The following is a 2,362-nucleotide window of genomic DNA, read 5'->3' as shown; positions in this document are numbered from 1 at the left end:
GCCGCCGAGCTCGTGGCCAGCGGTGACGTGAAGCTGGCGAAGGGCGAGGTCGACCACCTCGACGAGCGTGCCGTCGTACTCGCGAACGGAACGGAGCTGCCGGCCGACCTGGTCGTCTACGCGACGGGCTACGGCTCCATGAACGGGTGGGCGGCCGACCTGATCAGCCAGGAGGTCGCGGACCGCGTCGGGAAGGTCTGGGGCCTGGGCTCCGACACGACGAAGGATCCCGGACCGTGGGAGGGGGAGCAGCGCAACATGTGGAAGCCGACCCAGCAGGAGAACCTCTGGTTCCACGGCGGCAACCTCCACCAGTCCCGCCACTACTCGTTGTACCTCGCGTTGCAGCTCAAGGCCCGGCACGCGGGCCTCGAGACGCCGGTCCACCGGCTCCAGGAGGTGCACCACCTCGGGTGATCTCCCGGCCTTGTCAGGAGTACGACGACCCCGGCCCGATTCCGGTGGCATGATCGGGATGCGTTAGAGTCTGCGACCGCATCACGATCGGGCGATTGGCGCAGTGGTAGCGCGCTTCGTTCACACCGAAGAGGTCACTGGTTCGAACCCAGTATCGCCCACCGATAAGCCGCAGCAAGCGACACCAAGAGACCCCCAGCCGGGTGAATCGGCCGGGGGTCTCTTCGTTTCACCGGGGTAGGTTCCCGGCAACCGGGTAACGCGCGTCTACGTACCTGGCGCGTCGCAAGTGGGAGAGCGCCGGACCCTCGACGAAGGAATGTCCGCATGGCCACGAAGCGACCGCCCGTCAGCACGCCAGAGCAGCGCGGCGAGGGGGACGAGCTGCACCAGGGCGTCAAGCGCGGTGAACGGATGACGACGGCGACCGGCACTCCGCTCGGCGACGGCCAGAACTCCCTCAAGGTCGGCGATCGCGGACCGACCCTGCTGGAGGACTTCGCGTTTCGCGACAAGCTGTTCCACTTCGACCACGAGCGCATCCCCGAGCGTGTCGTCCATGCGCGCGGGTACGGCGCCCACGGCACCCTCGAGTGCCTCGACCCGATCACGGACCTGACCAGGGCGGCCCCGTTCCAGGCGAAGGGCAAGAAGACCGAAGCGTTCGTCCGGTTCTCCACGGTCGCCGGCAACCTCGGCTCCCCGGACCTCGCGCGCGATGTTCGTGGCTTCGCAGTGAAGCTCTACACCGACGAGGGCAACTGGGACATCGTCGGCAACAACATTCCGGTCTTCTTCATCCAGGACGCGATGAAGTTCCCCGACCTCGTCCACGCGGTCAAGGAGGAGCAGGACCGCGGTTGGCCGCAGGCCGCGTCCGCCCATGACACCTTCTGGGACTTCGTGTCGCTCATGCCGGAGTCGACGCACATGCTGTTGTGGGCCATGAGTGACCGTGCGATCCCGCGTTCCTTCCGGTTCATGGAGGGATTCGGCGTCCACACGTACCGGTTCGTCGACGCGGACGGTCGGGACACCTTCGTCAAGTTCCACTGGAAGCCGCGGCAAGGCCTGCAGTCGGTGGTCTGGAACGAAGCGCTCAAGATCAACGGCGCCGATCCGGACTTCCACCGTCGTGACCTCTATGCCGCGATCGACTCCGGCGACTTCCCGCAGTGGGACCTCGGGGTGCAGGTCTTCGACGAGAAGTTCGCCGACGGATTCGACTTCGACGTCCTCGACGCCACCAAGGTGATCCCCGAGGAGGTGTTGCCGGTGCGCATCATCGCGCGGCTGACCCTGGACCGGGTGGTCGACAACGTGTTCGCCGAGACCGAGCAGGTGGCGTTCGGCACCCACAACGTCATTCCCGGCGTCGACTTCAGCAACGACCCGCTGTTGCAGGGCCGCAACTTCTCCTACCTCGACACCCAGCTCAAGCGCCTCGGCAGCACGAACTTCACCCAGCTCCCGGTCAATGCGCCTCGCTGCCCGGTCCTGCACTTCCAGCGCGACGGGCACATGCAGACCGATCCGCAACGGGGGCGGGGCAACTACGAGCCCAACTCGCTGACCGGCGACGACCGCGGACCCCGCGCAGACGTCACCCATGGCTATCAGAGCGTGCTCCGGCAGGAGCAGGGGCCGACGCGACGGCTGCGGGCCGAGTCGTTCGCCGATCACTACAGCCAGGCGCGGCAGTTCTTCATCAGTCAGACCGACGTGGAGCGCGACCACATCGTCGCGGCCTTCGCCTTCGAGCTCGGCAAGGTCGAGGACACGAAGATCCGCACCCGGATGCTGGCCAACCTCCGCAATGTCGCTGACGACCTGGCCCAGCGAGTCGCTGACCAGCTGGCCATGCCGTTGCCCGAAGCCTCGCCCGCCGCCGTACCCACTCGTACCGACCTGCCCGAGTCACCGGCCCTGAGCATCCTGCTCAACG

At 66.9% G+C, this 2,362-nt stretch carries 1 protein-coding gene, 1 tRNA gene and 1 pseudogene; all 3 read left to right on the top strand.

Translation table 11 applies throughout. The annotated features are described in order from the left end of the window. Window positions 1-417: pseudogene (locus ACOADB_RS08585) on the top strand (NAD(P)/FAD-dependent oxidoreductase); the annotation flags it as partial. Window positions 418-506: 89 nt separating this feature from the next. After that, window positions 507-578 (top strand) — tRNA-Val (locus ACOADB_RS08580). 166 nt (window positions 579-744) lie between these two features. Further along, window positions 745-2,362 (top strand): catalase (locus ACOADB_RS08575; protein WP_378597545.1); only part of this gene is annotated, 1,618 nt, incomplete at its 3' end.

The organism is Nocardioides sp. CPCC 206348, assembly GCF_048654705.1.
In the GTDB taxonomy this organism is placed as follows: Bacteria; Actinomycetota; Actinomycetes; order Propionibacteriales; family Nocardioidaceae; genus Nocardioides.
This window is presented reverse-complemented; position numbering and strand designations above follow the sequence as displayed.